The organism is Solirubrobacter pauli, from assembly GCF_003633755.1.
GTDB lineage: Bacteria > Actinomycetota > Thermoleophilia > Solirubrobacterales > Solirubrobacteraceae > Solirubrobacter > Solirubrobacter pauli.
This window is the reverse complement of the sequence record NZ_RBIL01000001.1, coordinates 74,681-98,675: the sequence shown is the minus strand read 5'-3', so window position 1 is coordinate 98,675 and position 23,995 is coordinate 74,681. Positions and strand designations below refer to the sequence as shown.

Below are 23,995 nucleotides of genomic sequence, written 5' to 3'. Positions count from 1 at the left end.
ATCGCCCGCGGTCCGCTCCCGCGCCGGCAGGGCACGTCAGCGCCCGTGCTGTCGGCTAGGTTCAACGCATGCCCAGGGATCCGTACCGCGTCCTCGAGGTTGCTCCCGGAGCGTCGGCCGAGGAGTTGCACGACGCCTATCGGCGTCTGGTCAAGCTGCACCATCCCGACCGCAACGGTGGCTCGGAGGCGTCCGCGCGGCGCTTCGCGGAGATCCAGGAGGCGTACGAGGAGGTCCGCGCCCGTCCGCGGGCGGCGCGGCCGAGCCGGGCAGCCGAGGCGGCCGACTCCGTGAAGGAGCGGATGGCGACGCTCGAGCGTGAGCTGCGCGAGGCGCACGCCGCCCGCGAGCGCGCGCGGCGCGCCGCGCGGGAGGCCGCGGCGGAGGGGGCGGGCGAGCCGGTCCCCGAGAACACCGAGGGCAGCTTCGGCAAGATCCTCGGCGACATCCGCGACGAGCTCTCCGACCGGATCGCCGAAGGGCGCCGGCACCCCGCCGCGCAGCGCGTGGGCGAGCTGCTCGACGACGTCGTGTCGCGGCTCGAGCGTCGCTGAGCCGCCGCCCTTTCCAACGCCGGGCGCGGCGTGGGAGGATGGCCGCATGGAACGGGGACGGAAGCTCGAGTTCGTGGGGCGGCTCCAGGTGATCGAGACGACCGGCGCGTGGAACGTCTACGCCGGGGAGCGGATCGTCACTGGGGCCGGCGAGAGCTTCCGCGACGACCTCGGGGTGAAGATCCGCGAGATGTTCGAGGACGGGGCGGTCGACGCGTTGCGCGAAGGCCGTTCGCCGTCGGAGCGGTTCGAGCTCGCCAACGTCCGCGTGACCATCGAGGTCCTGGACTAGGTCTTCGCTAGGCGGCGGTGACGCGTTCGAGCAGCGCGCGCAGCTGCACGCGCTCGGGCTCGGCGAGCGAGGCGAGGAGCTCCCGCTCCGCGGCGTCGCTGGCCTCGGTCGCCGTTTGGAGCTTCGCCTCGCCCGCCTCGGTGAGCACGACGACGTTGCGCCGGCGGTCCCCGGCGTCCGGCCGGCGGGCGACCAGCCCCTTGTCCTCCAGCGAGTCCAGCAGGCCGACCATGGTCGTGCGGTCGATGCCGAGGCGCGCGGCCGCCTGCTGCTGGGACTCGGGCTCGCGGCCTTCGAGGAACAGGAGCAGCGCGAGCTCGCGGGCACTGATCCCCACCGGGGCGAGGTGCCGCTCGTGCAGCGCTTCGAGATCCACCAGCGCGCGCTTGAGGCGGTGGGTGAGCCGGCCGGCGAGCCGTGGCCCCAGATCCTCCTCGGTTGCCATGCCGCAATTTTACCGCTACGCTGATCGTCAGTTCTACTGACGATCAGCAATGGAGATGATCATGCAGACTGTGCTGCTCACCGGCGGGACCGGCCTCGTCGGCTCGCGCCTCCTGCCCCGCCTCTCCGCGGCAGGGTTCGACTGCCGCGCGCTCGTCCGCCGCGAGGTGGACCTTCCGGCCGGCGTGACCGGTGTGCGCGGCGAGCTCTCCGACCCCGCCACGCTGCGCGAGGCGGTCGAAGGCGTCGACGCGGTCGTGCACCTCGCGGCGCTCTTCCGCACCGGCGACGAGGACGCGATCTGGCGCGCCAACCTCGACGGCACCCGGCACCTGGTGGACGCCGTCAAGGCCCACGCGCCGAGCGCCCGCTTCGTGATGGCGAGCACCGGCAACGTCTACGGCGGCGACGTCGGGCACCCGGCGCGCGAGGACGACCCGGCCACGGCGAAGGCCGCCTACCCCGCGAGCAAGCTGGCCGCGGAGGCGCTGCTGCGCGACAGCGGGCTGACCTGGTCGATCCTGCGGCTGCCGTTCGTCTACGGCGACGGCGACGGCCACCTCGAGTCGATGCCCGCGCTCGCTTCGCGCTTCGGCCTGCATCCCGCTCACAGCTACTCCGTGGCGCACCACCGCGACGTCGCGATCGCCTTCCGCCTCGCGCTGACCGGGGCGATGGACGGCCGCGTCGTGAACATCACCGACGACGCGCCCGTCACGGTCTACGAGATGGCGCAGTACGCGGGCGCCCCGATCGAGGGCTCGGCCGAGCCGCTCGCCACGCCCTGGGCCGGCCGCATGGACGGCTCGCTGGCGCGTGCGCTCGGCTTCGAGCCGACCGTGCCGACGATCCACGCCGCTGCGCGCGAGGGCATGCTCTGAGCGTGGCCCTTGACGAACTCGGCCCCGCTGGTCAGGCGGGGCCGATGAGGTCGTTGCGCGTCTTCAGGCCGGCGTCGTCTTGTGAGCGAGCGCGTTCCTTGGGGAGGAGGGGTGCGCTGGCTGGACGACCGGGGTGTCAGCCGCTGGACGTCGGGCGCGGCTTGGGCTTCGCGGCCGGGTCGCTCTCGGCCGCTTTGCGGCGCGCGGCCGCTTCGTCCTTGAGCTTCTGCTGGTGCGCGGCGAACTCCTCGCTGCGCTCCGCCGGCGAGGCGGAACGCGGGCGGGGCGCCGGGTTCGGGGGCGGGGTCATCGGGCGCTCGCCGATGACGTGCTCGCCAGGCGCTGCGCGGCGGCGCGGGCCTGCACGAGGTCGCGCTCGCGGGCGGCGAGGGCCGCGCGCTCGGCGGCGATGCCGACGGCCGTGGAGACGGACTCGCGGCGCGTGGAGGGGGTGCGGTGCTGCTGTTGGGACTGACCCATGGGAGTCGTCCTCCGATCAAGTTGAATTTGGTCGCCGCGCGGTTGACGGGCGGGATCTGCGTCGCGCGTGGGTCATGGGGACCCGGCGTCGGTCTCCGCCGGCGTGCTCGCGCATGTGCAGAGCGGGTGGAGGGGTTGCAAAAGCAACGTCTACTGCGCTGGGCACGGCGACGCCGGGCGCAATTGCCCGACCTGTAGCGCTCAAGGCTAGCAGTCTTGGTCAGTCGACGTAGGCGATCGTCTGCGGGCCCTCGGGGAGCACGCATACGGTCGCGGAGGATCCCTCGGCGGCGACGGTCGCCGAGATGTCGCGCGTCTGCTCGAGGTGGACGGCGCGGAGCTCGTCGTCCGAGAGGTGCGACGTGTGCATCACGAGCCGGGCGTGATCCTGGACGTTGTATTGGATCTGGACCTGCCACTGGTCGGGCGTGACATGGTCGGCCTGCTTGAGCGCGTCCAGGAACGCGCGGGGCGACGCGTGCTGCTCGAGCAGCTCGCGGTAGGAGCCGTGGCCGGGGAACCCGTCGCGGCACTCGGCGGCGCACACGATCAGCCCGCCCGGCTTGACGACCTTCGCCGCCGCCGACATGCCCTTCACGGCCTGGTAGAGGTTCTGGTCGAGCGGATAGCCGGAGTTGCTGGTGACGACCACGTCGAACGGCTCCGGCACGGCCTGCATGGCGAGCGTCTGGGCCGCGGCGCAGGCGGCCGCGTGCATCGGCCCGAGCTCACCCGCGAACGCCTCGATCACGCGCTGCTCGCGGTTGAGGATCACGTCGAACGCGAAGTGCGGCGGCGCTGCCGCGGCGGCCGCGCGGATGTCGTCGTGGACGGGGTTGCCCTCGGTGATGCCCCACGTCGCCTTCGGGTCGCCGATCCGCACCGCGTCGTGCAGCACGAGCACCGTGTCCAGCCCGGCGAGCCCGGGCGTGACGAGCTTCGGCCCGCCGCTGAAGCCGGCGAAGAAGTGCGGCTCCACGAACCCGGTCGTGATCCGCAGGTCCGCCTCGACCCACTCGCGGTTGATCCACACCGGCACGCCGCGGCCGTGCTCGCCCAGGTACGTCAGCGTCGACCGGTCGCGCGCGTCGTGGTTGACCACGCGGATGCGCGACACGACGTCGTCGCCGAGCATCGCCCGGATCTCCTCGTCGGTGTTCCCGCGGTGGGTGCCGGTGGCGACGAGGATCACGACGTCCTCGTCGGGCACGCCCAGCTCCTCCAGCACCGCGGGGATCATCTTGTCGCGCGGCTGCGCGCGGGTGCCGTCGCACATCGAGATCGCGACCTTCACCCCGGGGCGCACGAGCTCGCGCAACGGCGGACCCGCGACCGGCTGCCGGAGCGCATCGCGCAGCACGGCGGCCTCGTCGGGCGCACCCTCGTGGTACGCGGGTTCGACGACGGTGGTGCGGTCGTCGGGCAGCTCGACCTCGAGCCCTCCGACGCCGTAAGCGAGCCGGACCTTCACCAGCGCCAGAATACTCCGCTTGACTCTCCAGTCGGTGGAGACCTGAGACTGGCCGCATGACCGCCCTGCTGAGCATCGGAGAGCTGGCGCGCCGCACCGGGTTGCCCGTGCGGACGATCCGCTTCTACTCGGATGCCGGCGTGGTGCCCGAGGCCGAGCGCAGCGAGTCCGGCTATCGCCTGTACGGCGAGGACGCGCTGGCGCGGCTCGGGCTGGTGCGGACCCTGCGCGACCTGGGGATCGACCTCGCGACGATCCGCCGGGTACTGGAGCGCGAGGTCAGCGTCCCGGACGTCGCGGCGGCGCACGCCGCGGCGGTCGGGGCGCAGATCCGCGTCCTGCGCGTGCAGAAGGCCGTGCTCGAGGCGGTCGCCCGCAATGGCAGCGACCCACAGGAGATGCAACGGATGCACAAGCTCGCACAGCTCAGCGACGACGAGCGCAAGCGGATCGTCGCCGGGTTCCTCGACGAGGCCTTCGACGGGCTCGACATGGCACCCGGGTTCGCGGCACGCATGCGGTCGGTCTCGCCCGACCTGCCGGAGGACCCGACGCCCGAGCAGGTGGACGCCTGGATCGAGCTCGCCCAGCTCGTGCAGGACCCGGAGTTCAAGGCGTCGATCCGGCGCATGAGCGAGCAGCACGCGGCCGCCCGCGAGGCGGGGGAGACGCTGGCGCCCGACGCCGGCTGGCAGGAGGCTGCCGAGCGGGTGAGCGCGCGCGCCGGCGCGGCGTTGGCCGCGGGCGTCGACCCGGCGAGCGACGCGGCTGCGGCGATCGTCGACGAGGTCCATCCGGTGTTCCCGGGCGGGCTCTCGCGTGCGGCGCTGGCCGACCGGCTCGAGGTCGGGCTGGACGCCCGCGCGGAGCGCTACTGGCAGCTGCTGGCCGTGATCAACGGCTGGCCGCCCGTGCCGACGACCGTGCCCGCGTGGACGTGGTTCGTGGCCGCGCTGCGCGCGTAGGCCGTCAGCGCACGGGTGCGCGCCGGTCGGCGGCGATCTGCGTCGCGGTCAACGCGCCGTCGTAGACGCGGAGGTCGTCGAGCCGGCCCGTGAAGGCACCGAAGCGCAGCGGGCGCGTGGTGGCCGCGAGCGCGGCGCGTCTGGCGCCGACGCGCGTGCCGTCGCGGTAGGTGCGGACGGTCGTGCCGTCGTAGGTGAGCGCGAGGTGCGTCCAGCGCGTCCGCGCCGGGGTCGGCAGCCGGAACGCGTCGCCGCGCTGCGCGACGGTGCCCGCGCGCGTCGCGTACACCCACGCCTCGACCGTGAACGTGGGCAGGCGCGGCGCGCGCACGACGAAGCGGGTCTTGCCGTCGAGCCGGAGCGCCTTGCCGTGGCGGCCGGCGACGCGGTTCGCTCCGCGGTTCGCTCCGCGGTTCGCTCCGCGGTCGAAGCCCCACGCGCCGAGCAGCTGGGGAGCGGCGGGCCGCACGACGGGCGGCGTGGACGGCGGGGCGGGCGTGTCCGGAGACGCGCTCGGCGCCGACGCCGCGACGAAGCGTGCGGTGTAGGTCGCGCTGCCCGACGCGGGCGCGATCACGAAGCCGGTGGACGCAGGCCCTCCGGCCCAGCTCGCGAACGTGTACGCCACGCCGTCGAGCAGCTGTGGCGAGGCCGCGCCGACCGCGTTCTGCGACTGCGCCAGCACGGTCCGCGAGAACGGCGTCGGCAGGGTCTCGCTCCCGAGCGTCAGCGCCAGCCCGGCCGGCTCGGCGCGCAGCTCCAGCTCGGCGGTGCGCGGATCCAGCCGCACGGTCCGCGTCGCCGACAGGCCCGCGGCGTCGATCGCGGTCAGCGACAGCTGCAGGTGGGACGGGTACTCGTGGTCGGGCGCGACGAACTGTCCGGACGCGACGCCCACGAAGTCCTGCAGCGCGTGCGTGTGGCAGACGCCCGCGTCCGTGCGCGAGCAGTGGCGCAGGGCCAGCGACCACGTCAGGCGCGCGGCGGCGAGCGCGTCGCCCGCGCCGTTGCGCGCCGATCCGCTGAAGCTGACGGCGTCGCCGACCGCCCACGTCGTGGCCGGCGACGGGGCGCTGATGGTCACCGTCGGTGGCGCCCCGGCCGTGATCGTCCGCGTGGCGCTGGCGGTCACGCCCGCCGCCGTCGTCACGCGCAGGCGGACGGCCACCGCGCCGGGGGAGCGGTAGGTGAACGAAGCGCGCGCGGTGGCGGCGTCGTCGTAGGCGCCGTCGCCGTCGAGGTCCCATGCGTACGCGAGCGCCCGACCGTCAGGGTCGGTCGAGCCGCGGCCGTCGAACGTCACCGTGAGCGGCACGGCGCCCGCCGTCGGCGTCGCCGTGATGTGCGCGGTCGGCGCGCTGTCGGTCGCCGCGATCCGCTGGACCCGGCCACCGGAGAGATCGGCGTAGTACAGCGCGCCGTTGGGGCCCTGCGTCAGCCACACCGGGCCGTCCGCCTGGGCGGCGAACGTCTCGCGGGTGCGCAGGTCCGGCAGGCCGTCGTCGCCCTTGTGGACGACCCAGATGCAGTTGCGCGAGAAGTCGCCGAAGAACAGCGCGCCGTCGTACGCCGCCCCGAACGCGGCACCCCGGTAGAAGTGCAGGCCCGAGATCGAGCTCGAGCCCGTGGTGCAGGTCTCGCCCGGGACGACCGGCTCGGCGTGGTCGTACGCGAAGTACGGTGCCGTCACACCGCCCTCGGCGTAGAGCGTCTCGCACGAGCGGTTGTCGAGCGTGTCGTAGGCGCCGAGCTTCGGCGCGCCCTCGTAGCACGGCCAGCCGTAGTTGCGCACCTGCGCGAGGTTCTGGGTGCGGTTGATCTCCTCCCACGTGTTCCAGCCGACGTCGCCGGACCAGATCTCACCCGTGCCCGGCCTCAGCGTGAAGCGGAACGGGTTGCGGAAGCCGTAGGCGACGATCCGGCGGCGGTTCGGGTCGGCGCTCGCACCGGCGGGGTTGCCGTCCGACGCTGCGCCCGTGTCCGGGTTCACGCGCAGGATCGAGCCGCCCAGCGCGACGCGCTGGCCGGCGGGCCGGCGGAAGGCCTGGGCGCGCAGGGCGCCGCCCTGAGACGTGATCGCCGAGAGCGTGGAGCCGACCGTGCCGGGCGGGTCGCCGCACGGGTTGAGCGGAGCGCCGGCCTGCCCGTAGTCGGCCCAGTTGAACGACGCGCCCTCGCCGCTGGACACGTAGAGCTGCCCGTCCGGGCCGAACTCCAGCGAGCCCACGGAGTGGCTCGGGTACTGCTGGCACCAGTCCTCGATCAGCACGGTCTCGTTGCCGTCCGCGGCGATCCGCGAGAGCCGTCCGCTGATCACGCATCCGTCCGCGGTCGGCCCGGGCGGCGCGGGGCAGCCGTCGCCCCAACCCGGCTTGTCGTACGCGTAGAGCACGTACACGTACGGGCGACCGGCGGTGAAGCGCGGATCGAGCGCCATGCCGAGCAGGCCACGGTCCCAGTAGTCGTGGACCGCGCCGCGCAGGTCGGTCAGCACGGTCGGCGACGGGTCGTCGAGCGAGTCGAAGACGCTGACGATGCCGCTCTTGCTCGCGACGAGCACGCGCCCGTCGGCGGCGAACCGGATCACGGTCGGGTTGCCGAGCCCGTTCCACTGCGTGGTCTGCGTGAACCCGGCGGGCAGCACGCCCGCGGACGCCGACCCCGCCCCGGCGAGCGAGCCCGTGACGACGAGCAGCGTGAGCAGCCTCCGCACGCACCGACCGTATTCCCACGCGCCGGTTGGCGCGCGGGCGCTCGTCCGCGCGGGTCAGCGCACGGCGCGGCGCATGTCGTCCGCGAGCTGCGCCGGCGCCAGCGCGCCGTCGTAGAGGCGCACGTCGTCGAGCCGGCCCCGGAAGCCGCCGAATCGGAGCGGGCTCGTCGTGCGCTTCAGCGTGCGGCGCTGGGCGGTGGCGAGCGCACCGTTGCGATAGTGGCGGAGCGTCGTGCCGTCATAGGTCAGCGCGAGGTGCGTCCAGCGCCGGCGCAGCGTCGTCGGCAGGCGGAACGCGCTGCCGCGCTGCGCGACGGTGCCGGCGCGGGTCGCGTACACCCAGGCTTCGACCGTGAACGTGCCCAGGCGCGGTGCGCGCACGGTGAGCCCGTTGCGGCCGGTGAGCGCCAGCGCCTTGCCGTGACGGCCGGTGACGCGGTTGGCCCCGGCGTCGAAGCCCCACGCGCCGAGCAGCTTGGGCGCGGGCGGGAGGCCGCCGACGTCCGGCGGGGTGAACGGGTTGACCTGCGGTGGCGCTTCCGGCGGCTGTGTAGTGGCGGTCGCGGTGGCGGTGGCGGTGGGCGTCGGCGTGGGCGGCGCGGGGCGCGTGTACCGCGCCGTGTAGGTGGCGCCGCCGGACGCCGGCGCCGTCACCAGGCCCGTGGCGGCGACGCCGCCGCTCCACCCGGCGAAGGTGAACGGGATGCCGTCCAGCACCTGTGACGTCGTCGCGGCGACCGAGTTCGTCGAGCCGGCCATCACCGTGCGCGTGAACGGGGCGGGCAGCCGCTCGTCGCCGAGCGTGACCTCCAGCCCCGGTGGGTCGCTGGCGACGGTGAGCTGCACCGTGCGCGGATCGATCCGGGTCTCGCGCGTCGTCGTCAGCCCATCGTCGTCGCGCGCGGTCACCTTCAGCAGCAGGTGGGACGGATACTCGTGGTCGGGTGCGTCGGTGGTCGCGGACGCGGTGTTCGTCCACCCCTTGACCGGGTGCGTGTGGCAGACGCCGGCATCCGTGCGCGAGCAGTGGCGGATCTCGAGTGCCCAGGTGAGGGCCGACGCCGGCAGCACCTCGCCGTCGCCGTCGTGCGCGGTGGCGGAGAAGCTGATCGTCTCGCCCACGGTGAACCACTTCGGCGCGGTCACCACGACCGTCGGCGGGGTGCCCGCCGTGATCAGCTGCGAGGCCGTGTCGGTCTGGCCGGCGATGTCGGTCACGCGCACGCGGACGACGAACTTGCCCGGGGTCGTGTACTCGTGGGTGGGCTTCGTCTCGGTCGAGTCGCCGTAGACGCCGTCGCCGTCGAGGTCCCACGTGTAAGTGAGCTCGCGGCCCTTGGGGTCGCTGGAGGTCGTGCCGTCGAAGGCCACGGTGAGCGGGGTGGGACCCGCGGTCGGCGTGGCCACGATCCGCGCCGTGGGGCCGTTGTCGCGCCAGGCGATCCGCCGGATCGAGCCCTCGGCCAGGTCGGCGTAGTAGAGCGCGCCATCCGGGCCCTGCGTGAGCGAGACGGGGACGGACGCGTCGGAGGCGAACGGCTCGACGCGGGCCATGTCGGGTAGGCCGTCGGACCCCTTGGGGGCGACCCAGATGCAGCTGCGCGCGAAGTCGCTGAAGAACAGCGCGTCGTCGTACCTGGCCGGGAACGCGGTGGCCGTGTAGAAGACGAGCCCGGAGACCGAGCCCTGCGCGGGCGGGCACGTCTCGCCCGGCACGACCGGCTCGCCGTGCTGGTACGCGAAGTACGCCGGCTGCATGTCGCCGCGCTCGTACACCCCGACGCACAGCGGGTTGCCCATCCCGCCGAACGCCCAGTGGCGATTCGCGCCCTCGTAGCACGGCCAGCCGAAGTTCGGGACGTTCCGGCGGTCGTGGATGCGGTCGATCTCCTCGACGGTGTCCGCGCCGACGTCACCGACCCAGATCTCCTGCGTTCCCGGCCGGAACGTGAACCGGAACGGGTTGCGGAAGCCGTAGGCGATGATCCGCTGCCGGTTGGGGTCCGGGTCGGCGATCGCGGGGTTGCCGGCGGACGCGGCGCCGGTGTCCGGGTCCACGCGCAGCAACGCACCGCCGAGCACGGCCGCCTCGCCCTCAGGGCGGTTGAACGACTGCGCCCGGAGCGAGCCGCCCGCGGACGTCCAGGCCAGCTGCGGCGTCGACGGCGGGTCGCCACACGGGTTCCCGCTCTGGCCCCAGTCGGTCCATAGGAACGAGGCGCCCTCGCCGGCCGACACGTAGAGCTGCCCGTCGGGGCCGAACTCGACCGCGCCGACCGAGTGCGACGGGAACTGCTGGCACCAGTCCTCGATCAGGACGGTCTCGGTGCCGTCGGGGCCCAGGCGGGAGAGCCGTCCGCTGACCACGCAGCCCACGTCGTCGGGGAGCACGCAGTCGTCGTTCCAGTGCCCGTCCTTGTCGTAGGCGTAGAGCACGTACACGTACGGGCGGTCGCCCGCGAAGTCCGGGTCGAGCGTCATGCCCAGCAGCCCGCGGTCCCAGTAGTCGTGGACCTGTCGCCGCAGGTCGGCGAACAGCGTCGGGGTCGTGTCCTCGATCGAGTCGTAGACGTTGATCCGGCCGTCCTTGCTCGCGACGAACACGCGTCCGTCCGGCGCGAACCGGAACGCGGTCGGAACGCCGAGGTCCGGCAGGACGGTCGTCTCGACGAAGCCGGGAGGCAGCACGGTGGCCGACGCGTTCGCCGCACCCACGAGCACGACGAGCGTCACCAGCAATCCAGCAAGCCTCCGCATTACCTGGAACCTAGAGCGCTCGTCCCGCACGCGCCGTGAACATTCGTCCACGCTGCGCTTGCGGAGTAAACGCTGAGTACCTAGGGTGGCCGACGATGGAGACGGGCACGGAGGCTCGCCGGGGCATCGGTCCGGCCTGGTTGGCGATCGCGCTGGGAGCGCTGGTCACCCTGGCGCTCGTCGTCACCGCCCGGTCGGAAGGCTCGCCGGGCCAACCGCTCGAGCTGAAGACCTTCAGCGCCATCGGCGCCCGTGGCGGCGAGATCGCCGTCTCGGTCGGCGTGCGCAACACCGGCGACGCCGACGTCGAGGTCGTCGACGCGTCCCTGCCCGACATCGACGCGGTCCACCTCGGCGACTCCACGACCCCGATCCGCGCCGGCGAGGACGGCCGCTTCCTCCTGCGCATGCCGACGCTCTGCCCAGACCCGCCGGAGCTCGACCGGCTCGTCGTCCGCCTGCGCATGGGCGGCCACGAGCACGCGCAATCGCTCCGCTTCCCGGGCACGATCCGCTGGGAGTGCCGATGACCGCGATCGTGGGCGTCGCCGCCGGCACGATGCCGTCCGGGTGCTCCGCGTCCTGGCGCGTCGACCGGCTCGACGTGCGTCTGCGCGTGCGCGGCCGGGAGGTCGACCAGGCCGTGCGCATCACGCCGCCGGTGGTGGTCCCGTGCGCCCGTTGAGCCGCCGGCAAGGATGGCGCTTCGCGCTGGCCGCGGTCGCGCTCGTCGTGGTCGCCAACGTCGCCATGGTCACGTGGCTGCTGCCCGAGGGTGACCCGCAGCCGCTGAGCCTGGGCACCACCGAGCTGCGCTGGACCGGGGACGAGGCGGCGATCTCGGCGCCGGTCCACAACGACGGCGACCGTGCGGTCGAGCTCGTCTCCGCATCCGCTCCGGGCGTGCCTGGCGCCACGGTCCGGCGGCCCGTCGACGGGACTTACACGACCGCCGCCGACGCGTGGACGCCGGTCGCGGGAAGGACGGTGCCGGCCGGCGGGGACGAGTGGCTCGACATCGCCGTGCCCGCGCGCTGCCCGCACGCCCCGACCGTCAAGGGGCTCGAGGTCCGCATGCGGATCGACGGTCGCGACGTGACACAAGCCCTGACGTTGCCGAAGCTCGCCCCGGTGAGGTGCCGATGACCGCGATCCCCGCACCGATCGTGCTGCGGCCCGGTTGGGCGCGCACCATCGCATGACGGCACTCGCCACGCGTGCACCCCTCGCCCGCCCGACGTTGGTGCAGTCGTTCTGGGCCGTCGTCGGCGGATCGCTGTTCGCCTGGCTCGGGTCCTTGCTCGTCTTCCTGCCGTTGGAGCTCATCGGCGTGCCGATCCAGTTCACGGACGGCACGACCGGTCTCGGCTGGCCGTACCGGATCGAGGGACCGTGGAGCCTCGCCGCCGATGTCGGTCCGCTGCTCCTCGCCGGCTATGTCTTCGCGTTCGGCGTCGGCTCGTTCCTGCAGCGGCACACGGACATCGCGGCGCCGCTGACGCCGCTCGCGGTCGCGGCGGCGGCGCTCGGCTGGGTGATGATCGGCAACGTCTCGCACTCGGGGCTGCTCGAGGTGAGTGGCCTCGCGGCGTTCATCGCGCTCGTGGTCGTCGCACGCGAGGCCTCGGTGCGCGAAGGGCGGTGGCGATGGACGCGCCCATGGGCGCTGCTGACGCTGATCGCCGGGCTCGGGCTCACCGCGGCCACCCTGTCGTACGGCTTCCTGCATCCGCTCTCGGCGGGCACCGCGGAGCTGTCGTCGCTCAAAGACGGGCGCGCGAACGTCACGGTCTACCTGCACAACGATGGGCGGGCGGACGTGCAGCTCGTCGACGTGACGCTGCCCGACGTGAACGCGGTCGCCAAGGTGTATCGCGACGGCGAGTACGCGCCCGGGGATCTCGACTCGCTCAGCGTCCCGATCGACGGCCTGGTCCTGAAGCGCGACGTCAGCAGCTCCTCCGGTCCCATCGGGCTGACGCTCCCCGCTCGTTGTCCGTCCTCGCGCACGCTCGACCGGGTGGTCGTGCGCCTGCGCGTGCACGGCCGGACGCTCGACCAGGTGGTGCGCTTCCCGCCGGTCGCGGTCGGCTGCGCCGGCTAGCGCTGCTCGCGCAGCCAGTCCTGCATCACGGCGGAGGTCCGTAGCCCGAGGTCGACCGTGCGCCGGAACGGGTGCTCGTGCTCCATCGCGTCGAGCAGCTCGGCGGTCTCGCGCAGCCGGGCGACGTACTCCTCCGCGTAAGCGAGCTCGCGGTCGACCGCCGCGCGGCGGTCCTCGGGGTCGAGCAGGCCGAGCAGGAACCAGCGGACGGCGGTCTCGTTGCGCTGGCTGCGGTTCGCCTCGGCCTCGATCAGCCAGGCGCGGATCTCCTCGTGGCCGGCGTCCGTGACCGCGTAGGTGCGGCTGTTGCGGGCGCCTTCGCCGACGACCTCGACCATGCCCGCCTCGGCCAACCGGGCCAGCTCGGGATAGATCTGGCTGTGGCTCGCGTGCCACGCGGTGCCCAGGGAGGCGTCGAACTTCTGGGCCAGCTCGTAGCCCGTGGCCGGGTTGACCGAGAGCAAGCCGAGGAGCGCGTGGCGGAGGGACACCGGCGTCCATCGTACCTGACGAACTTGACATGTCGAACTTGACACGTCGAGATCAACATGTAAATCTCGACATATGGAACTGACGCCCAAACGCGAACGGCTGCTGCTCGCGGCCGTGATGTCCGGACTGCTGCTGGCGATGCTCGACCAGACGATCGTGGGCACGGCGCTGCCGACGATCGTCGCCCAGCTCGGCGGCAGCGACCTCTACGTGTGGGCCGTCACCGCGTACCTCGTGCCGGCGACCGTCTCGCTGCCGATCTACGCGCGGCTGTCAGACCGCTACGGGCGGCGGTTGCTGCTGCTCACCGGGATGACGATCTTCCTTGCGGGGTCGGCACTCGGCGCGGCGGCGCAGTCGATGGAGCAGCTGATCGCCTTCCGCGCGGTGCAGGGGCTCGGCGCCGGCGCGCTGGAAGGGCTGAGCTTCATCCTCGTCGCGGACCTCTTCCAGGGGAAGCGCAGCGCGGCGCTGCAGGGCGCGATGGCCGCGCTCATGGGCGTGAGCTTCATCGTCGGACCGCTGATCGGCGGCTTCCTCGCCGACACGACCGGCTGGCGCTGGGTGTTCCTCGTCAACGTGCCGATCGGGCTCGCGGCGCTGGCGGTCGTCGCCACGGTGCTGCCCGCCGCGATCGGGCGCAACGAGGACCGGCGCACGCCGCTCGACCTCGCCGGCATCGGCCTGCTGACGCTCGCGATCGGGCTCGTCCTGATCGGCCTCAGCGAGCGCGAGGCCGCGTTCATCGTCGCGGGGGTGCTGCCGCTGGCCGCGTTCGTCGTGGTCGAGCGCCGCGCGGTCGCGCCGATCGTCCCGCCGTCGCTGCTGCGCGAGCGCAAGACGGCCGGCATCCTGGTCGCGGGCGGGTTCGGCGCGTTCGGGCTGTTCGCGAGCGTGCTCCTGCTGCCGCTGTACTTCCAGGGCGTCGAGCACGTGTCGGCGACGCACAGCGGGCTGCTGATCTACCCGCTGCTCGTCGGGCTGATCGTGTCCGTGAACATCGCCGGCACCGTGATCATGCGCCGCGGCGAGTACCGCAGCACGGTGCTCGTCGGGCTCGTGCTCCTGACGCTCGGGGCGCTCGGCTTCGCCACGTTCGACGCGAGCACGCCGAAGTGGGAGAGCCTGCTGTTCATGGCGCTGATCGGGCTCGGTGTCGGGCCGCAGCTGAGCGGCCTGCAGATCGCCATGACCCGCACGGTCGCGCCGCGGATGATCGGCGCGGGGCTCGGCACGTTGCTGCTGCTGCGCCAGCTCGGCGCGTCGGTCGCGCTGGCGGGGGCGGAGACGCTCTACATCCGGGGCGACGACCCGGCGACCGCCACCGGCGGCGCGATCGTCGTGATCGCGCTGATCGGCGTGGTGGTCGCGGGCGCGGCGCTGCTGGCGGTGCCGCGCCTCGCGACGAGGTTGCCCGTCCCCGCCTAGTGCGCCTTCTGGCGGTGGTGCACGACGTGCATCACCGCCACCACGATCGCGCCGACCACGATGCCGAGGATCGCCGACGCCCCCGTGTTCACGAACCAGCCGAGCACGCCGCCGCCGACGTCCTCCTCGAGGTGGTGGACCTCCTCGTACGGGGAATGCCAGCCGAGCTCGTCGATGCCGACGAGCAGGATGTGCCCGCCGACCCAGAGCATCGCGGCGATGCCGACCTTCGACAGCACCGAGAGGACGATCGGCATCGCCTTCACCAGGCCGCGGCCGAACGAAGCGCCGGCGCCTTCGCGGGTGCGGGCGAGGTTGAGGCCGACGTCGTCCATCTTCACGATCAGCGCGACCACGCCGTACACGAGCGCGGTGATCGCGAAGGCGACGGCGATCAGGATGATCGCGCGGGAGAGCAGCGGCTCGTCCTCGACCTCGTTGAGCGAGATGACCATGATCTCGGCCGAGAGGATGAAGTCCGTCCTGATCGCGGAGGACACCATCTGGTCCTCCTGCTGCGCGCCCTGCTCGGAGACCGAGCTCTCCTCCGCGTGGTGGCGCGGGTTGATCAGCTCCCAGATCTTCTCCGCGCCCTCGAAGCACAGGTAGGCGCCGCCGACCATCAGGATCGGCGTCAGCAACCAGTCCACGAACTCGCTGAGGATCAGCGCGACCGGGAGGATGAACAGCAGCTTGTTGCGCAGCGAGCCGACCGCGATCCGCCGGATCATCGGAAGCTCGCGCTCGGGCTTGAAGCCCGTCACGTACCGCGGTGTGACCGCGGCGTCGTCGACGATCACGCCCGCGGCCTTCACGCTTGCCCGGCTCGCTCCCGCGGCGACGTCGTCGACCGAAGCGGCGGCGGCGCGCGCGAGCACCGCGACGTCATCCAGTAGCGCAGCGAGGCCGGCGCTCACCGCGGACCTCCATGTCCAACCCCTGCCATGAGACGGCGATGATAAACGCGAGGGCGGCAGCGGCGACGAACCCTGTGGGCAGGAAGACCGCGAGCCCGAGCGCCGTGCCCAGCTGGGCGCTCGTCGCGAGCAGCGCGGAGGCGAGCCCCTGGTCGTCGGGGCCGACCGCCTCGGTGCCCCGCGCGGTTGACGCCACGGACGCCACGCCGAGCCCGGCACCCATGACCACGAACGCGATCAGCATCGTCGGGATGCTCAGATGGACGGCGAGCAGCGCACCGCCCGCCCCGATCGCGAGCAGCCCGCCGGGGATCGCCCCGCGCCGGATCCGCGGCCCGAGCAGCGAGGCCGCGATCACCGCCAGGTTGAACGGCGGGAACAGCAGCCCGGCGAGCGCGGGGGAGAGCCCGAGCTCGTGCTGCGCGTGCAACGTGCACAGCAGCATCGGCGGCGTGGTCGTCGCGGTCAGCACCGCCGCGACGCCGTTGGGCGCGAGCACCGCACGCCGCCCGAGCAGCCGCTTGTCGAGCAGGGGATGGGCCGCGCGCCGCTCGATCCGCGTGAGCGTGAGGAGCAGCGTCGCGGCGACGACGAGCGCGGCGAGCCACGGCCCGCCGTCGGCGATGAACGACAGCGCGAGGACGAGCGCGCCGACGCCGAGCGTGACGAACGCCGCGCCGGGAAGGTCGATGGCCGCGGCGGCGCCGCGAGCGCCGCGGATGCGCGCGGCGCCCGGCTCGCCGCCCGTCGCCGCGCGCTGGCCGTCCGTCGCCGTGTCGCCCGCCACCGCGCGGTGGCCGCCCGTCGCCGTGTCGCCCGCCACCGCGGGCGCGCCGCCCGCCACCGCGCGCTCGCCGCTCGCGGCCGCGCGGCTCTCCGCCAGCACGCGCGGCGCGAGGATCGCCGCGGCCAGGCAGACGGGCACGTTGATCAGGAACACCCAGCGCCAGTCGAGCCAGCCGCTCAGCAGGCCGCCGAGCACCCAGCCGCTCGCGCCGCCTCCCGCGGCCGCGGCCGTCCACCAGCCCAGCGCGCGGCCGCGCGCCGCGCCGGACGGGCGCGCCGCGGTCACGAGCGCCAGGGCGGCGGGGGAGACGAGCGCGGCGCCGACGCCCTGCACCGCGCGGCCCACGAGCAGGAGCGACCCGCTCGGGGCGAGCGCGCACGCCAGCGACGCGCCGCCGAACACGACGAGCCCGCTGACGAACGTGCGGCGGCGGCCGAAGCGGTCGGCCACGCGGCCGGCGGCCAGCAGGCAGCCGCCGAAGACGAGCGGATAGACGGTCACGACCCAGCCGAGCAGCGTCGTCGACAGGCCGAGGTCCGACTGCACGACCGGCAGCGCGATGGCCACGATCGTCACGTCGAGGACGATCACGAACTGCGCGACGCACGGGAGAGCGACGACCACACCACAGGGCTGCCCGTCGCTGTTACCCTCAAACGCACTTATGGTGGAAACACCACCGACGGCCGCGAACATGCGCCTGGACGGCGGGCATCCGGCGCTGGACCTGGTGAACACCGTCTACGGCCAGGTCGGGCAGCCGCCCGAGGACGACGTGCTGCGGGCGCCCGAGGACCTGATGACGTTCGCGACCCGGGTCGGCGTGGCTGCGGACGCGAGCTCGACCGCCGCGCTCGAGGCCGCGCGCCGTCTGCGCACCGCGTGCGAGCGGGCCTTCCGCGACGACGACCCCACGGGTCTCGAGGCGGCCGCCAGGCGGGCGTACCGCGCCGGCACGCTGCGCCGCGGCGGCTGGACGTGGGAGGACGCGGATCCGATGAGCGCCGTGCACCGGCTTGCGCACGCGGCCGCGCAGCTGCTGGCCGACGACGACGCGCTCGCCCGGCTGCGCGGCTGCCACGACTGCTGCTGGCTCTACCTGGACCGCTCGAAGAACCGCTCGCGCAAGTGGTGCTCGATGGAGGACTGCGGCACGAACGCGAAGAAGCGGCGCTACGTCGAGAAGCGCCGCGCCCTCAGCTGATCTTCGGCGTCGGCGCGGCGGCCGGGGCGGGCGCGGACAGGCGCTCCTCGGTGCCGGCCAGCACGCCACGCGCCCAGCGCTCGGAGAAGCCGGCGACGAGCGCCAGCGCGATCACGAAGTTCGTGCCCGAGGCGCCTTCGGGCACGTCGATCGGGACGATCGCGGCCTGCAGCAGCACGTAGGCGACGATCCCGGACAACCCGCCGAGCAGCGGCCGCAGCGCGCCCGCGGCCACCAGCGGGCCCATGCCCGACTCGGCGTTGGCGAACAGCGTGTGCAGCTTCAGCTTCCCGGACGTCATCCCGAACAGCACGCTGAGCACGGCGCCCATCCCGCCGGCGATCAGCGAGGCGAGGAACATCGGCGCCTGGTCGTCGATGTCGGGCAGCGTGTCCAGCCCGACCGACAGCAGCGCGCCGACGCCCGCCACGACGGTCAGCCCGCCGAGCATCCCGCCCAGGTAGCGCAGCTGCGCGCGGCGCTGCGACGCGCGGGCGAAGTACGCCTCGGTGCGCTTGCACGCGTTCTCGAGGTACTTCATGCGCGTGCAGCTCTCGCGCCCGGTCACCGCCGCGCGATCGAGCTCGCGGAAGATCCCGGCGATCACGCCGTAGGTCATCTGCAGGCACAGCGCCCGGTCGCGGCCGGACTCGAACGTGAGGTGGATCTGACGCGAGAGCGTGTAGGCGCGGAAGAGCAGCTCCTCGACGTCCTGCGCGAGCTCGACTTCCGGCCCGCACACGAACTCGAGGCGGACACGGCGTTCCTGCTGGTGCTCATAGAGCGCGATCGCCACCGGCAGGCGGCTTCCGCAGTAGCTCTCGAGGAGCTTGTGCTGCCCGGGATCGAGGCCGAGCGCGTCCTCCACACGATGCGTCATCTCGAGGGCGAATGTCCTCCTGGTGAACACCTCGTGCCATCACTCACAAGGGCGAACCCGCTCACCCCGTCTCAGGGGACGAGCACCAGCTTTCCGCCACCCGCCTCGCCGCGCTCCAGCAGCGCGTGCGCTTCGCCCGCCTGTGCGAGAGGGAAGGTACGCACCTTCACGTCCAGCTTGCCCTCGCCCGCGAGCTGCGCGAGCGCCTCCATGCCGACGCGGTCGGGCTCGACGAGCAGGCTGGTCGCCCGGACGCGGTCGCCGGCGGCCGCCTTCAGCGGCCCGAGGTCGGAGCCCGACGGGATCGTGATGATCAGGCCGCCGTCGCGCAGGCTCGGCAGCGACTTCAGCCCGACATCGCCGCCCACGAGGTCGACGATCACGTCGACGTCGGCGCGGTCGGTCGGCTCGCTCGTGTAGTCGATCAGCTGGTCGGCACCGAGGTCCTTCAGCCACGCGTGGTGCGTCGCGCGGGCGGTGCCGACCACGTACGCGCCCGCCGCCTTGGCGATCTGCACCGCGAGATGCCCGACGCCACCGGCCGCGGCGTGGATGAGCACGCGGGTCCCGGGGCCGACGTGCGCCGTGTCGACGACGGCCTGCCAGGCGGTGAGCCCGGCCAGCGGGAGGGCGGCGGCCTCCTCGTCGCTCACGCCGTCGGGGATGCGGGCGAGCTCGCGCGAGCGGGCGACGGCGTACTCGGCGTAGCCGCCGGCCTCGCGCGGGAAGGCGGGCATCCCGAACACGCGGTCGCCGGGCTGGAAGCGCGTGACGCCGAACCCGACCTCCTCGACCACGCCCGCGATGTCCCACCCGAGCACGAACGGCGGCTCGCCGAGGAACCCGCCGCGAGCGCGCGTCTTGAAGTCGACCGGGTTCACGCCGGCGCCGGTCACGCGCACGAGCACCTCGGTCGGAGCGGGGGAAGGACGGTCGACCTCGACGGCTTCGAGGACCTCGGGACCCCCGAGGCGGTTCTGGCGGATGGCGATCATGTTGCACAGTCAAGCATCCGTGCCATCGATGATGCCGATGCCGGTATAAACGGCATCGATGCTCGACCTGCGACGGCTGGAAGCACTCGTGGCGGTCGCCGACCACGGCTCGGTGTCGGCGGCGGCGACCACGCTGGGCCTGAGCCAGCCCGCTGTCTCGCACCACCTCGCGCGCCTCGAAGCCGAGGTCGGGATGCCGCTGCTCGTCCGCCACGCGCGCGGCGTCCGGCCGACCGCGGCGGGCGACGCCCTGCTGGTCCACGCCCGTGGCCTGCTCGACCGCGCCCGCGCGGCCGACGACGCGCTCGGCGATCTGCGCGCCCTGCGCACGGGCCGCGTCGACCTGCTGGCCTTCCCGACGGCGTTCGTCGACCTCGTGCCGCGCGCGATCCAGCACCTGCGCGAAGAGGACGCGCGCTTCGACGTGCGCTTCGGCCCGGCCGCGAGGGGTCCGGCGCTGGCGGCGGTGGCCGCCGGCACGACGGACCTGGCGCTCGTGTTCGCGGCCGCGGGAGACACCGAGTCCCCGCGCCTGCCCGCGGGCCTCGTGGCCGAGCCGCTGATGGAGGACCCGATGCTGGTCGTGCTCGCGCGCGAACATCCGCTCGCCGGGCGCGCGCAGGTCTCGCTCGCCGACCTCGCGGACGAGCGCTGGGTGCTCGGCACCGCGCGCGGGCCGGACGCGATTATCCGCCGCGCCCTCGTCGCGGCCGGCATCGACCCGAGCGACGCGATCGTCACCGACGACCTGCTCGCCGCGCAGGGCATCGTCGCCGCCGGGCTGGCGGTCACGCTCAGCCCGGCGCTGGCCGTCGCCCATGCTCGCCCCGGCGTGGTCCTGCGCGCGCTGGCGGAGCCGCAGCTGTCGCGGCGCATCGACGTCGTCCGCCGCGCCGCCGACACGGCGCCGGCGATCCGCGCCACCACCGGCGCGCTGCGGACCATCGCGGAGGAGCTCGCCGGCTGACGGAAGCGCCGCGCTATCCTACTTGCGTGTCGGCCAACAAGTTTATAGGAGGCCTCGTGTCACGCACGCCACTCGTCCTCGTCCACGGCAACCCCGAGTCGGCGGTCATCTGGGGGCCGCTGATCGGGGCGCTCGACCGGGCGGACGCGGTCGCCCTGTCCCCGCCCGGGTTCGGCGTCCCGGCGCCGCGCGGCTTCGACGGCTCGACGGCGGCCTATCGCGACTGGCTCGCGTCCCAGCTGGAGCGGTTCCGCGCGCCGGTCGACCTCGTGGGGCATGACTGGGGCGGCATCCACGTCGCGGCGCTGGCGATGAGCCGCCCGGACCTGATCCGCAGCTGGGCCTCTGACGCGCTCGGCGTGTTCGCGCCCGACTACGCCTGGCATCCGCGGGCGCAGGTGTGGCAGCAGGAGGGCGCGGGGGAGGCCTCGGTGCGGGAGATCTGGGGTGGCGATCTCGAGCAGCGGCTCGCGGTGACGTCGGCGCTCGGGATGACCGGGCGCATGGCGGAGCGGGTGGCCGCCGGCATGGACCCCGAGATGGGAGAGGCCGTCCTCAAGCTGCTGCGGTCCGCCCGCCAGCCGGCGATGGCCGAAGCGGGACGGCGCCTGCCGAGCGCCGCGCAGCGCCCGGGGCTGGCGCTGATCGCCGTCGACGACTTCGAGCGGGCCAGCGGGACGATCGCGCAGCACGAGTGGGGGGCGCGGCAGTCGGGCGCCGAGCCGGTGCACTTGGAGGGCGTGGACCACTGGTGGCCAGAGGAGACGCCGGCGCCGGTGGCGGAGGCGCTGACGCGCTTCTGGGCGCAGCTGCCGGCGGGTTAGCCGCACCCGGTCGCGTCGGCCCGCCGACGCGACCCGACGGGCGCCCGTCACGCAACACATGAGCGCCCCGTACGAACCGATCACCACTCGGTTGGAAGGCTTCCGACACCCCCGAACGAGCCCTTCCAAGGAGTTCCATTGAGCCTCGTCCTCCGTGCCGCGGCCGCCACCCTGGCGGCCGTTGCGCTGACCCCTGCCGTAGCCTCGGCCCAGCAGCAGCACAGCGTCGACTTCAACTGGGCGCCGAACGCTCCGACCACGTCCGACACGACCACGCTGCGCGCCGGCACGACCGCGCCCGACGTCAACTGGGACTTCGACGGCGACGGCAACGTCGACGCGCGCGGCGCGATCGTCACGCACCAGTTCCCGACCGCGGGTGAGCACCGCGTGACGGTCAAGGCGGACTGGCCCGGCGCCCTGCCGATCACGCGCACCGCCACCAAGACGATCATCGTCCAGGCCGCGGGTCAGGCGACTCCGACTCCGACCGCCACGCCGACGCAGACCCCCGCGCCGGTGGTCACGCCCGCCGCGACGCCCGCGCCATGCCCCACCACGTTCACGGCCGCCAAGCTCCTCGCGACCGCGCCGTGCTTCACGATCAGCGACGGCCGCCACACCTCGGCGCTGCCCGTCAACGTCAACGGCGTCCTGGTCACCCCGGCGCTCGGCGCGAAGGTCGAGCTCGAGACCACGCGCACCGGCACGTTCGTGCGCGCCGCCAACGCGAAGGTCACGCTCGGCCAGCTGACCGCCTCCACCGGCAAGGTCGAGTGGAAGCTCGTCGGCGACACGCTGACCGGCTTCAAGGTCGCGCCCGGCGCGCACCTCGGCGGCATGAAGCTCGCGGGCGCGCCCAAGCTCAACCTGACCGCGCCCGGGAAGGCGAACCTGCAGACGAGCTTCGCGCTCCCTTCCAACCTCGGCGGCGCCACCTCCACCGCGCCCGTCAACGTCCCCACCGGCGCCGGCGTGCCCCCGATCCTCTTCAAGGTCCAGCACGCCACGCTGCCGGGCCTCGACCTCAGCAGCCTCACCGTCCGTTATCTCAGCGGCGACAACTGGGCGATCGACGCGAAGGTCCAGCTGCCGCAGCCGATCGGCCTGAAGGTCACCGGCGGCCTCGCCGTCAAGAACGGCAAGTTCTCCCAGCTCTACAGCACCACGAGCCTCGGCTCCAAGCACGGCCCGGTCCATCTCAAGCGCCTCAGCTTCGCGGTCGAGGCCGACCCCGCCAAGAGCCAGTGCCGCGTGTCCGGCGCCAAGGCCGCGATGTGCGGCGACCTCGCCCTCACGGCCGGCCCGTCGCTGCTGGGCGCACCCGCGCTGAGCCTCGAAGGCGGCTTCGGGCTGAACGTGTTCGAGAGCAAGCCGACCATCCTCAAGGCCTACGGCAAGGTCAAGCTCGTCGGCATGACGCTCAAGGACGCCGAGTTCGAGATGCGTGACACCGGCTACGTCGGCGTGAAGTCCAAGCTGGACATGGGCTGGAAGGGCGTCGCCACGATCAAGGGCTCCTCGAGCATCGAGTTCCAGGGCACCAGGTTCAACGGCGAGTCCAAGGACCAGGTGTGCCTGGAGTTCGTCGACTACTGCCTGGGGGCGGAGACGCTGATCTCCTCCAAGGGCCTCGCGGCGTGCCTGACGGTCGACCTGTGGGCCTACGACTGGCATCCGGGCATCGGCGTCAAGTGGGGCCAGTGGCCGGACCTGTACTGGAGCGGCTGCGACCTCGCCCCGTACCGCGAGGCCTTCGCCAAGGCGTCCGCCGCCTCCGGCCACGCCGTCCGCCTCCCCGCCGGCCTGCCGGGTGCGGCCATCGCCATCGCCGGCAAGGGCGCCGCCCCGCGCGTCGCGCTGATCGGCCCGAAGGGCGAGCGCTTCGAGGTCCCGGCGGACGCCAAGCCTGTCGCCACCAAGCAGTTCTTCGTCATGAAGCGCGACAACCTCACGCAGATCGCCATCGGCAAGCCGAGCGCCGGCACCTGGAACGTCGTCTCGCTCGACGACACCACGATCACGTCCGTCAAGTCGGCCGAGGGCCTTGCCCAGCCGTCCGTGAAGGCGAAGTACAAGCGCGGCAAGCTGCACTACCGCGTCAAGCCGATCGCCGGCCAGGCCGTCCGCTTCACCGCCAACGGCCGCACGCTCGGCACCGCCAAGGGCAAGCAGGGCACGCTGCGCCTCAAGCGCAAGACCCGCGTGATCGCGCTCGTCGAGCAGAACGGCAAGCTGCGCGACCGCATCACCGTCGTCCGCTAAGCGCGGCTGCGCAGCAGCGCCTCCATCGCGGCGATGTGGATGTCCATCGCCGCGTCCACCCGCGCACGGTCACGGGTGGCGAGGAGGTCGAGCAGCAGGCCGCGCGTCACGGCGATGCCGAGGCGCGCGGCCGCTTCACCCTCCGCCCGGGACAGCCCCATCTGGGTCAGCAGCGTGGCGGCGGGCTCGAGCCACGCGTCGACGATCCCGTCGAGCAGCTCGGTCGTTCCGGGCCGGCCCTGCAGCGCCTGCCCGTAGAGCTCGAAGAAGAGCCGCTCGTTCGGCCACAGCCGCTCGTCGGAGATGTGCCGCCACCAGGCGCGCATGGCGTCGCCGGGCGCGGCCGACGGGTCCGGCATGACGTCGTCCATGAGCCCGCGCTGGCGCGTCTCGACCTCTTGGACGACCGCCACCAGCAGCCCCTCGCGCCCGCCGAAGTGGTGGATGAGCATGCGGTGGCTGGAGCCGATCGCGGCCGCGAGCTCACGCAGCGACAGGTCGCTGATGCCGCGCTCGGCGATGTGCTCGATCGCCGCGTCCAGGAGCCGCTGACGGGGGTTGACGCCGGCCACGCC

At 73.4% G+C, this 23,995-nt stretch carries 25 protein-coding genes; 13 read left to right on the top strand and 12 right to left on the bottom strand.

Going from position 1 to position 23,995, the window contains the following annotated elements:
* Positions 1 to 68 precede the first annotated feature (68 nt).
* Complete coding sequence (locus C8N24_RS00505; RefSeq protein ID WP_121246747.1) at positions 69 to 554, top strand: J domain-containing protein; 486 nt, start codon at positions 69 to 71, stop codon at positions 552 to 554.
* A gap of 46 nt (positions 555 to 600) precedes the next feature.
* Entirely contained in the window at positions 601 to 846 is a 246-nt protein-coding gene (locus C8N24_RS00500; RefSeq protein WP_121246745.1) for a hypothetical protein, read from the top strand.
* A gap of 7 nt (positions 847 to 853) precedes the next feature.
* On the opposite strand, the gene C8N24_RS00495 is transcribed toward C8N24_RS00500, so the two are convergent.
* Complete coding sequence (locus C8N24_RS00495; protein WP_121246743.1) at positions 854 to 1,291, bottom strand: MarR family winged helix-turn-helix transcriptional regulator; 438 nt, start codon at positions 1,289 to 1,291, stop codon at positions 854 to 856.
* Between the two features lie 61 nt (positions 1,292 to 1,352).
* On the opposite strand from C8N24_RS00495, the gene C8N24_RS00490 reads away from it, so the two are divergent.
* On the top strand, positions 1,353 to 2,171 hold the full coding sequence (locus tag C8N24_RS00490; protein WP_121252841.1) for an NAD-dependent epimerase/dehydratase family protein: 819 nt from the start codon (positions 1,353 to 1,355) through the stop codon (positions 2,169 to 2,171).
* A gap of 136 nt (positions 2,172 to 2,307) precedes the next feature.
* On the opposite strand, the gene C8N24_RS33535 is transcribed toward C8N24_RS00490, so the two are convergent.
* From C8N24_RS33535 to larA, 3 genes are all read right to left on the bottom strand, one after another.
* A complete protein-coding gene (locus C8N24_RS33535) occupies positions 2,308 to 2,481 on the bottom strand; it encodes a hypothetical protein (protein ID WP_170178749.1) in 174 nt (57 codons plus the stop codon).
* Complete coding sequence (locus C8N24_RS33530; RefSeq protein ID WP_170178748.1) at positions 2,478 to 2,651, bottom strand: hypothetical protein; 174 nt, start codon at positions 2,649 to 2,651, stop codon at positions 2,478 to 2,480. Before C8N24_RS33530 ends, C8N24_RS33535 begins: the two co-directional genes overlap by 4 nt.
* Positions 2,652 to 2,871: 220 nt before the next feature.
* Positions 2,872 to 4,122 carry a nickel-dependent lactate racemase gene (gene larA, locus C8N24_RS00485; RefSeq protein WP_121246741.1) on the bottom strand — a complete coding sequence of 417 codons (1,251 nt, stop codon included), beginning with the start codon at positions 4,120 to 4,122 and terminating at the stop codon, positions 2,872 to 2,874.
* 56 nt (positions 4,123 to 4,178) lie between these two features.
* Between larA and C8N24_RS00480 the strand changes: the two genes are divergently transcribed.
* Positions 4,179 to 5,087 (top strand): MerR family transcriptional regulator, encoded by a 909-nt coding sequence (locus tag C8N24_RS00480; protein WP_121246739.1) that lies wholly within the window; start codon positions 4,179 to 4,181, stop codon positions 5,085 to 5,087.
* A 4-nt stretch (positions 5,088 to 5,091) separates the two neighbouring features.
* Here the strand turns inward: C8N24_RS00480 and C8N24_RS00475 are convergent, their stop codons facing one another.
* A complete protein-coding gene (locus C8N24_RS00475) occupies positions 5,092 to 7,800 on the bottom strand; it encodes a PQQ-dependent sugar dehydrogenase (protein WP_211339790.1) in 2,709 nt (902 codons plus the stop codon).
* A gap of 54 nt (positions 7,801 to 7,854) precedes the next feature.
* A complete protein-coding gene (locus tag C8N24_RS00470; protein WP_121246737.1) occupies positions 7,855 to 10,557 on the bottom strand; it encodes a PQQ-dependent sugar dehydrogenase in 2,703 nt (900 codons plus the stop codon).
* A 95-nt stretch (positions 10,558 to 10,652) separates the two neighbouring features.
* On the opposite strand from C8N24_RS00470, the gene C8N24_RS00465 reads away from it, so the two are divergent.
* Genes C8N24_RS00465 through C8N24_RS00455 form a run of 4 tightly spaced genes read left to right on the top strand, consistent with a single transcriptional unit; the run spans position 10,653 to position 12,661 of the window.
* On the top strand, positions 10,653 to 11,087 hold the full coding sequence (locus C8N24_RS00465; RefSeq protein ID WP_121246735.1) for a hypothetical protein: 435 nt from the start codon (positions 10,653 to 10,655) through the stop codon (positions 11,085 to 11,087).
* Positions 11,084 to 11,242: a hypothetical protein gene (locus tag C8N24_RS33525; RefSeq protein ID WP_170178747.1), complete on the top strand. Its 159-nt coding sequence runs from the start codon at positions 11,084 to 11,086 to the stop codon at positions 11,240 to 11,242. Before C8N24_RS00465 ends, C8N24_RS33525 begins: the two co-directional genes overlap by 4 nt.
* Positions 11,239 to 11,703 carry a hypothetical protein gene (locus C8N24_RS00460; protein WP_147447523.1) on the top strand — a complete coding sequence of 155 codons (465 nt, stop codon included), beginning with the start codon at positions 11,239 to 11,241 and terminating at the stop codon, positions 11,701 to 11,703. Before C8N24_RS33525 ends, C8N24_RS00460 begins: the two co-directional genes overlap by 4 nt.
* Positions 11,704 to 11,755: 52 nt before the next feature.
* Entirely contained in the window at positions 11,756 to 12,661 is a 906-nt protein-coding gene (locus tag C8N24_RS00455; protein ID WP_121246731.1) for a hypothetical protein, read from the top strand.
* Here the strand turns inward: C8N24_RS00455 and C8N24_RS00450 are convergent.
* On the bottom strand, positions 12,658 to 13,152 hold the full coding sequence (locus C8N24_RS00450) for a PadR family transcriptional regulator (protein ID WP_170178746.1): 495 nt from the start codon (positions 13,150 to 13,152) through the stop codon (positions 12,658 to 12,660). The two genes, C8N24_RS00455 and C8N24_RS00450, sit on opposite strands and share 4 nt — an antisense overlap.
* Before the next feature lie 73 nt (positions 13,153 to 13,225).
* Here C8N24_RS00450 and C8N24_RS00445 point away from each other — a divergent pair, with 73 nt between their 5' ends.
* Positions 13,226 to 14,581, top strand: a complete 1,356-nt coding sequence (locus tag C8N24_RS00445) for an MFS transporter (RefSeq protein ID WP_121246725.1) — start codon at positions 13,226 to 13,228, stop codon at positions 14,579 to 14,581.
* Here the strand turns inward: C8N24_RS00445 and C8N24_RS00440 are convergent.
* Both C8N24_RS00440 and C8N24_RS00435 read right to left on the bottom strand, forming a co-directional pair.
* A complete protein-coding gene (locus tag C8N24_RS00440) occupies positions 14,578 to 15,498 on the bottom strand; it encodes a DUF808 domain-containing protein (RefSeq protein WP_121246723.1) in 921 nt (306 codons plus the stop codon). The two genes, C8N24_RS00445 and C8N24_RS00440, sit on opposite strands and share 4 nt — an antisense overlap.
* The gene (locus C8N24_RS00435; RefSeq protein ID WP_170178745.1) at positions 15,467 to 16,909 is read right to left on the bottom strand and encodes an MFS transporter; all 1,443 of its coding nucleotides are present in this window, start codon (positions 16,907 to 16,909) and stop codon (positions 15,467 to 15,469) included. The genes C8N24_RS00440 and C8N24_RS00435 overlap by 32 nt, the downstream gene beginning before the upstream one ends.
* A gap of 40 nt (positions 16,910 to 16,949) precedes the next feature.
* Between C8N24_RS00435 and C8N24_RS00430 the strand changes: the two genes are divergently transcribed.
* Positions 16,950 to 17,489 carry a CGNR zinc finger domain-containing protein gene (locus C8N24_RS00430; protein ID WP_170178744.1) on the top strand — a complete coding sequence of 180 codons (540 nt, stop codon included), beginning with the start codon at positions 16,950 to 16,952 and terminating at the stop codon, positions 17,487 to 17,489.
* Here the strand turns inward: C8N24_RS00430 and C8N24_RS00425 are convergent.
* The gene (locus C8N24_RS00425; RefSeq protein WP_147447521.1) at positions 17,482 to 18,369 is read right to left on the bottom strand and encodes a hypothetical protein; all 888 of its coding nucleotides are present in this window, start codon (positions 18,367 to 18,369) and stop codon (positions 17,482 to 17,484) included. The two genes, C8N24_RS00430 and C8N24_RS00425, sit on opposite strands and share 8 nt — an antisense overlap.
* Before the next feature lie 71 nt (positions 18,370 to 18,440).
* On the bottom strand, positions 18,441 to 19,364 hold the full coding sequence (locus C8N24_RS00420) for an NADP-dependent oxidoreductase (RefSeq protein WP_121246717.1): 924 nt from the start codon (positions 19,362 to 19,364) through the stop codon (positions 18,441 to 18,443).
* A 58-nt stretch (positions 19,365 to 19,422) separates the two neighbouring features.
* Here C8N24_RS00420 and C8N24_RS00415 point away from each other — a divergent pair, with 58 nt between their 5' ends.
* From C8N24_RS00415 to C8N24_RS00405, 3 genes are all read left to right on the top strand, one after another.
* Complete coding sequence (locus tag C8N24_RS00415) at positions 19,423 to 20,331, top strand: LysR family transcriptional regulator (protein ID WP_121246715.1); 909 nt, start codon at positions 19,423 to 19,425, stop codon at positions 20,329 to 20,331.
* Positions 20,332 to 20,387: 56 nt separating this feature from the next.
* On the top strand, positions 20,388 to 21,155 hold the full coding sequence (locus tag C8N24_RS00410) for an alpha/beta fold hydrolase (protein ID WP_121252837.1): 768 nt from the start codon (positions 20,388 to 20,390) through the stop codon (positions 21,153 to 21,155).
* Between the two features lie 138 nt (positions 21,156 to 21,293).
* Positions 21,294 to 23,420, top strand: coding sequence for a PKD domain-containing protein (locus C8N24_RS00405; protein ID WP_121246713.1), 2,127 nt, complete (start codon positions 21,294 to 21,296; stop codon positions 23,418 to 23,420).
* Here the strand turns inward: C8N24_RS00405 and C8N24_RS00400 are convergent.
* Complete coding sequence (locus C8N24_RS00400) at positions 23,417 to 23,992, bottom strand: TetR/AcrR family transcriptional regulator (RefSeq protein WP_121246711.1); 576 nt, start codon at positions 23,990 to 23,992, stop codon at positions 23,417 to 23,419. The genes C8N24_RS00405 and C8N24_RS00400 overlap by 4 nt on opposite strands.
* Positions 23,993 to 23,995 lie beyond the last annotated feature (3 nt).